The organism is Streptomyces sp. NPDC090021 (assembly GCF_044748225.1).
In the GTDB taxonomy this organism is placed as follows: Bacteria; Actinomycetota; Actinomycetes; order Streptomycetales; family Streptomycetaceae; genus Streptomyces.
Map to the genome: position 1 here is coordinate 152356 of NZ_JBIVFO010000010.1, position 6973 is coordinate 159328.

4 protein-coding genes are annotated in these 6973 nt (G+C 69.8%); 3 read left to right on the forward strand and 1 reads right to left on the reverse strand.

Annotated features, from left to right (window positions below):
- From ACIPXC_RS10340 to ACIPXC_RS10350, 3 genes are all read left to right on the forward strand, one after another.
- Positions 1–741 (forward strand): response regulator transcription factor, encoded by a 741-nt coding sequence (locus ACIPXC_RS10340; RefSeq protein ID WP_401615489.1) that lies wholly within the window; start codon positions 1–3, stop codon positions 739–741.
- Complete coding sequence (locus ACIPXC_RS10345) at positions 738–1829, forward strand: ATP-binding protein (RefSeq protein ID WP_401615491.1); 1092 nt, start codon at positions 738–740, stop codon at positions 1827–1829. The genes ACIPXC_RS10340 and ACIPXC_RS10345 overlap by 4 nt, the downstream gene beginning before the upstream one ends.
- A gap of 271 nt (positions 1830–2100) precedes the next feature.
- Positions 2101–5970, forward strand: a complete 3870-nt coding sequence (locus tag ACIPXC_RS10350) for a multifunctional oxoglutarate decarboxylase/oxoglutarate dehydrogenase thiamine pyrophosphate-binding subunit/dihydrolipoyllysine-residue succinyltransferase subunit (protein WP_401615493.1) — start codon at positions 2101–2103, stop codon at positions 5968–5970.
- A gap of 490 nt (positions 5971–6460) precedes the next feature.
- Here the strand turns inward: ACIPXC_RS10350 and ACIPXC_RS10355 are convergent, their stop codons facing one another.
- Complete coding sequence (locus ACIPXC_RS10355) at positions 6461–6709, reverse strand: hypothetical protein (protein WP_401615495.1); 249 nt, start codon at positions 6707–6709, stop codon at positions 6461–6463.
- Between the last annotated feature and the right edge of the window lie 264 nt (positions 6710–6973).

Genomic DNA, 6973 nt, shown 5'->3' on the forward strand with positions numbered 1-6973 from the left:
ATGGAACAGACACACACCACCCACACCGGCGCCGCGGCAACGCCCGGCGCCCAGCGGCGTGTGCTCGTCGTCGAGGACGACCGCACCATCGCGGAGGCCATCGCGGCCCGGCTGCGCGCCGAGGGCTTCCAGGTGCAGACGGCCTCCGACGGTCCCGCGGCCGTCGCCGCGGCGGAGAGCTGGCTGCCCGAGCTGCTGGTCCTCGACGTCATGCTGCCCGGCTTCGACGGGCTGGAGGTCTGCCGCCGGGTCCAGGCGCAGCGCCCGGTCCCGGTGCTCATGCTCACCGCCCGGGACGACGAGACCGACATGCTGGTCGGCCTGGGCGTCGGCGCGGACGACTACATGACGAAGCCGTTCTCCATGCGCGAGCTGGCCGCACGGGTCCACGTCCTGCTGCGGCGGGTGGAGCGGGCCACGATCGCCGCGCACACCCCGCGCGGCGCCACCCTGCGCCTGGGCGACCTGGAGATCGACCACGCGCAGCGCCGGGTCCGGGTGCAGACGGAGGACGTCCACCTGACCCCGACCGAATTCGACCTGCTGGTGTGCCTGGCCGGGACCCCGCGGGCGGTGCTCTCCCGGGAACAGCTGCTCGCCGAGGTCTGGGACTGGGCCGACGCCTCCGGGACCCGTACGGTCGACAGCCACATCAAGGCCCTGCGGCGCAAGATCGGCGCCGAGCGGATCCGTACGGTCCACGGCGTCGGGTACGCCCTGGAGACCCCGGCCCAGCCGTGAACGGCCGGGCGGAGGAGCCGCGCCGGCGCCAGCGGCCCACCGGCGGGCTGCGGCCCTTCTCGCCGTTCTCGATCAAGACCAAGCTCGGCACGCTCGTGGTGGTCTCGGTGTTCATCACGACCGGCCTGCTGCTGGTGGCCCTGCGCACGGACACCGAGCTGCGGTTCATCACCGTCTTCTCGGTGATCGCCTCGATGCTGATCACGCAGTTCGTGGCGCACAGCCTGACGGCCCCGCTGGACGACATGACGACGGTGGCCCGGGCGATCTCCCACGGCGACTACACGCGGCGGGTCCGGGGCGCCGGACGCCGCGACGAGCTGGGCGACCTGGCCTCCACGATCAACCTGATGGCGGACGACCTGGAGGCGGTGGACCGGCACCGCAAGGAGCTCGTCGCCAACGTGTCGCACGAGCTGCGCACGCCGATCGCCGCGCTGCGGGCGGTGCTGGAGAACGTGGTCGACGGGGTCTCGGACGCCGACCCGGAGACCATGCGCACCATGCTCAAGCAGACCGAGCGCCTCGGCCGGCTCGTGGAGACCCTGCTGGACCTGTCCAGGGTGGACAACGGCGTGGTGCCGCTGAAGGCCCGCCGCTTCGAGGTGTGGCCGTACCTGTCCGGGGTGCTGAAGGAGTCGGGGCTGGCCGCCGCCGGGCGGCCGGGGCTGCTCTCGGGTTCCGGCGGGCACACGCGCAACGACGTCCACCTGCACCTGGACGTCTTCCCGCCCGATCTGGCCGCGTACGCGGACGTCGAACGCCTGCACCAGGTGGTGGCCAACCTGATCGACAACGCGGTCAAGCACAGCCCCCCGCACGGCCGGGTCACCGTCCGGGCCCGGGCCGGCGAGGTGCCCGACAGCCTGGCGCTGGAGGTCCGCGACGAGGGCCCCGGCATCCCGGAGGCCGAGCGGCACCTGGTCTTCGAGCGGTTCAACCGGGGCAGCGCCCGCGGCGGCGACGGCGGCACCGGACTGGGCCTGGCGATCGCCCGCTGGGCCGTGGAGCTGCACGGCGGGCGGATCGGGGTGGCCGAATCGTCTCGGGGCTGCCGCATCCTCGTCACCCTTCCGGGCAGCTCGTAGGTCCCGTGTTGACGTAGGGTTCGACTGGGAAGGACATGATCTCGGCCACACGTACCCGGGGTCCGTCAGGGGTGCGAAGCCAAGAGGGCCGCAACCTCGGTACCGCCTACCCGAACCAGGCTGGTTTCCCGCCATTCCACGTCATGAAACCCGCCGTTCGATGTGACCTGCATGACGTAAGTCCCGCCCGGCCTGCATGCAGCGGCCGAGGAGGCGTAGCCTTTATTCCCGCTGTCCATACCTTGTGAAGCGGAAGAGGGCGGTTGCCGCCGTGTCGCCACAGTCCCCCAGTAACTCGAGCACCACGACCGAAGCAGCAGAGGGCGGGAAGAACCCTGCCTCAGGCTTCGGCGCGAATGAGTGGCTCGTCGACGAGATCTATCAGCAGTACCTCCAGGACCCGCAGTCGGTCGACCGGGCCTGGTGGGACTTCTTCGCCGACTACAAGCCGGGGGGCGCTGCCGCTCCGGTGACGTCGGCCGGTTCCGACAAGTCCACACCGACGGACGGCGCCTCCGCACAGGCCGCCACCGCCGCCGGGACCCCGCAGGTCGCCGACGCCGCCACGGGGGCGGCGGACGCCGCGCCCGCGCATACAGCGACGCCGACTCCTCCGCCTGTGTCAGCTCCTGCCCCTGCTCCTGCCATCCCCTCTGGTGCCCCTGCTGTGACTGTCACCTCCCAGGCCCCGGCCGCCGCACCGGCCGCGCCCGCCCCCGCCTCCGTAGCCCCGCAGAAGGCCGCGCCCACCACCGGGGCCCCCGCGGGCCCCGAGCTGGTGACGCTCCGCGGCCCGGCGGCTGCCGTGGCCAAGAACATGAACGCCTCCCTCGACGTCCCGACGGCCACGTCCGTCCGCGCCGTCCCGGTGAAGCTGCTGTTCGACAACCGCATCGTCATCAACAACCACCTCAAGCGGGCCCGGGGCGGGAAGATCTCCTTCACGCACCTCATCGGCTACGCGATGGTTCAGGCCATCAAGGCCATGCCGTCGATGAACTACTCCTTCGCGGAGAAGGACGGCAAGCCGACCCTGGTCAAGCCCGACCACGTGAACTTCGGCCTCGCCATCGACCTGGTGAAGCCCAACGGCGACCGCCAGCTCGTCGTCGCCGGCATCAAGAAGGCCGAGACCCTCAACTTCTTCGAGTTCTGGCAGGCCTACGAGGACATCGTCCGCCGCGCCCGCGTCGGCAAGCTGACGATGGACGACTTCACCGGTGTGACCTGCTCCCTCACCAACCCCGGCGGCCTGGGCACCGTCCACTCCGTGCCCCGCCTGATGCCCGGACAGTCGGTCATCATGGGCGTCGGCTCCATGGACTACCCCGCCGAGTTCCAGGGCACCTCGCAGGACACCCTGAACAAGCTGGGCATCTCCAAGGTCATGACCCTGACCTCGACCTACGACCACCGGGTCATCCAGGGCGCGGCCTCCGGCGAGTTCCTGCGCATCGTCGCGAACCTGCTGCTCGGCGAGAACGACTTCTACGACTCCGTCTTCGAGTCGCTGCGCATCCCGTACGAGCCGGTCCGCTGGAACCGCGACATCGACGCCAGCCACGACGACGACGTCACGAAGGCCGCCCGCGTCTTCGAGCTGATCCACTCCTACCGGGTCCGCGGCCACGTCATGGCCGACACCGACCCGCTGGAGTACAAGCAGCGCAAGCACCCCGACCTCGACATCACCGAGCACGGCCTCACCCTGTGGGACCTTGAGCGCGAGTTCGCCGTCGGCGGTTTCTCCGGCAAGTCGATGATGAAGCTGCGCGACATCCTCGGCGTGCTGCGCGACTCGTACTGCCGCACCACCGGCGTCGAGTTCATGCACATCCAGGACCCGAAGCAGCGCCGCTGGATCCAGGACCGCATCGAGCGCCCGCACACCAAGCCGGAGCGCGAGGAGCAGCTGCGCATCCTGCGCCGCCTGAACGCCGCCGAGGCCTTCGAGACCTTCCTGCAGACGAAGTACGTCGGCCAGAAGCGCTTCTCCCTGGAGGGCGGCGAGTCCGTCATCCCGCTGCTCGACGCCGTCATCGACTCGGCCGCCGAGGCCCGCCTCGAAGAGGTCGTCATCGGCATGGCCCACCGTGGCCGCCTGAACGTCCTCGCGAACATCGTCGGCAAGTCGTACGCGCAGATCTTCCGCGAGTTCGAGGGCAATCTCGACCCGAAGTCCATGCACGGCTCCGGCGACGTCAAGTACCACCTGGGCGCCGAGGGCACCTTCACCGGCCTCGACGGCGAGCAGATCAAGGTCTCGCTCGTCGCGAACCCCTCCCACCTGGAGGCGGTCGACCCGGTTCTGGAGGGTGTCGCCCGCGCCAAGCAGGACGTCATCAACAAGGGCGGCACGGACTTCACGGTCCTCCCGCTCGCGCTCCACGGCGACGCGGCCTTCGCCGGCCAGGGCGTCGTCGCCGAGACGCTGAACATGTCGCAGCTGCGCGGCTACCGCACCGGCGGCACCGTGCACGTGGTCATCAACAACCAGGTCGGCTTCACCGCCGCCCCGGAGTCCTCGCGTTCCTCGATGTACGCGACCGACGTGGCCCGCATGATCGAGGCGCCGATCTTCCACGTGAACGGCGACGACCCGGAAGCGGTCGTGCGCGTTGCCCGTCTGGCCTTCGAGTTCCGCCAGGCGTTCAACAAGGACGTGGTCATCGACCTCATCTGCTACCGCCGCCGCGGCCACAACGAGTCCGACAACCCGGCCTTCACGCAGCCGCTGATGTACGACCTGATCGACAAGAAGCGCTCGGTGCGCAAGCTCTACACCGAGTCCCTCATCGGTCGCGGCGACATCACCCTGGAAGAGGCCGAGCAGGCGCTCCAGGACTTCCAGGGCCAGCTGGAGAAGGTCTTCGCGGAGGTCCGCGAGGCCTCCACGGCCCCGGCCGTCAGCGCCCCGGTCACGCCCGCGCAGACCGCGCAGGAGTTCCCGGTCGCGGTGAACACCGCGATCTCCCAGGACGTCGTCAAGCGGATCGCCGAGTCCCAGGTCAGCATCCCCGAGGGCGTGACCGTCCACCCGCGTCTGCTGCCGCAGCTGCAGCGCCGCGCGGCGATGATCGACGACGGCACCATCGACTGGGGCATGGGCGAGACCCTGGCCTTCGGTTCGCTGCTGATGGAGGGCACCCCGGTCCGGCTGTCCGGTCAGGACTCCCGCCGCGGCACCTTCGGCCAGCGCCACGCGGTGCTCATCGACCGGGAGACGGGCGAGGACTACACCCCGCTGCTGTACCTGTCGGACGACCAGGCCCGCTACAACGTCTACGACTCGCTGCTCTCCGAGTACGCGGCCATGGGCTTCGAGTACGGCTACTCCCTGGCCCGTCCGGACGCGCTGGTCCTGTGGGAGGCCCAGTTCGGTGACTTCGTCAACGGCGCGCAGACCGTCGTCGACGAGTTCATCTCCTCCGCCGAGCAGAAGTGGGGCCAGACCTCCGGCGTCACCCTGCTCCTCCCCCACGGCTACGAGGGCCAGGGCCCGGACCACTCGTCCGCCCGCCCGGAGCGCTTCCTCCAGCTGTGCGCGCAGAACAACATGACGGTGGCCATGCCCACGCTCCCGTCGAACTACTTCCACCTCCTGCGCTGGCAGGTCCACAACCCGCACCACAAGCCGCTGGTCGTCTTCACCCCGAAGTCGATGCTGCGTCTGAAGGCGGCGGCGTCGAAGGCGGAGGAGTTCACGACCGGTTCGTTCCGTCCGGTCATCGGTGACTCCACGGTGGACGCGAGCGCGGTCCGCAAGGTCGTCTTCTGCGCCGGCAAGGTCTACTACGACCTGGAGGCCGAGCGCGAGAAGCGCGGCATCACGGACACCGCGATCATCCGCATCGAGCGCCTGTACCCCCTCCCGGGTGAGGAGCTCCAGGCCGAGATCGCCAAGTTCCCGAACGCGGCGAAGTACATCTGGGCCCAGGAGGAGCCGGCGAACCAGGGTGCGTGGCCGTTCATCGCGCTGAACCTGATCGACCACCTCGACCTGGCGGTCGGCGCGGACGTCCCGGCGGGCGAGCGCCTGCGGCGCATCTCGCGCCCGCACGGCTCGTCCCCGGCGGTGGGCTCCGCGAAGCGCCACCAGGCGGAGCAGCAGCTCCTGCTGAACGAGGTCTTCGAGGCCTGATCACCCCGCTGAGCCCAACAGGGGCAGCGGCAGCGGCAGCACACGGAAGGCCCGGCCCCTTTGGGGGCCGGGCCTTCCGGCTTTCGGGGCCCCCGGACGGAACAAACGGGTGATGGAACGGCGACGCGGGCCGGCCCGCCGACCCGAAACCCACCCATTTGTGTATTTTCGGCGATCGAATCAGCGCATTGCGTGACCGGATGCGCGCGGAAGCAAGCCCCGGAGGGTACATGCGCAAGCTTCAGCAGGTCGTGACCGTCGCCCTGGCAGCAGGGGCACTGGTCGCCCTGGGTGCCGGATCCGCCCACGCGGACCAGGGAACGGCAGCGGTGCGGACGCCTCGGGCAGCCATGCCGCAGCTCCCGGCCCTTCCCCCGCTCCCGCAACTCCCCCAGCTGCCGCAGCTCACCCACCTGGTGCGACTCGCCCAAACGCCGTACGCCCAGTACGCGACGCCGAGCACAGGCGCAGCTCCGACAGCGTACGGTCCTTACGCGCCATACGCCCCGTATACGCCATACACCCCGTACGCCCCGTACGCACTCACCGAATCGGGCACGCCCAACACCCCGAACACGCCCAACACCCCGAACACGCCCAACACCCCGAACACGCCCAACACGCCCAACACGCCGAACACGCCCAACACGTCGAACACGCCCAACACGCCCAACACGCCCAACACGCCGAACACGCCCAACACCCCGAACACGCCGAACACGCCGAACACGCCGAACACGCCGAACGTGTAGGCGCCAGAGGCCTGACGCCCATGAGAGCGCCGCGCAGTGAATTCACTGCGCGGCGCTCTGCACACCTCGGATTATCCAGGGGTGTTCGGAGTATTGGGCGTGTTCGGAGTATTCGGAGTACCGCCCCCACCACCCGGCGTGTTCGGAGTATTGGGCGTGTTCGGAGTATTCGGAGTACCGCCCCCACCACCCGGCGTGTTCGGAGTATTGGGCGTGTTCGGAGTATTCGGAGTACCGCCCCCACCACCCGG